This is a genomic window from Chryseobacterium sp. SIMBA_028 (assembly GCF_046535285.1).
Lineage (GTDB): Bacteria > Bacteroidota > Bacteroidia > Flavobacteriales > Weeksellaceae > Chryseobacterium.
On record NZ_JAWRWZ010000147.1, the window covers coordinates 1 to 295 of the forward strand.

The 295-nt window shown below is 30.2% G+C and carries 1 protein-coding gene; it reads left to right on the forward strand.

Annotated elements, in window-relative coordinates; genetic code table 11:
- Positions 1-23 precede the first annotated feature (23 nt).
- The gene (locus SCA31_RS22920) at positions 24-173 is read left to right on the forward strand and encodes a heme-binding domain-containing protein (protein WP_410699341.1); all 150 of its coding nucleotides are present in this window, start codon (positions 24-26) and stop codon (positions 171-173) included.
- Positions 174-295: the final 122 nt, after the last annotated feature.

A 295-nucleotide genomic window follows, 5' to 3' on the forward strand; every position in this document is an offset into this window, starting at 1 on the left:
ATAACAAGGATTTAAAGACCAATATGCTGACCAGAGCCACTGAAACAATTCAAAATAAGATGATGCCGTTACCCGGTTATATCGTATACCATAAAGAAGCGAATCTTTCTGATGCTGAAAGAACATTGTTGATTCATTATTTTGAAGACATGTTGAAAGCAAAAGCTTATTAATAGAGGATTAATAAGTCTATACCTTTTAGTTCAACAGATAATAATTACGAATTATCAAATACATTCATATAAAAAATTCCCGCAGATTTAACATCTACGGGAATAATATTTTGGGTTATATT

Coding starts and splice junctions, on each gene's coding strand:
- SCA31_RS22920 (WP_410699341.1), top strand. CDS start 24: ATGCTGACCAGAGCCACTGAAACAATTCAAAATAAGATGATGCCGTTA.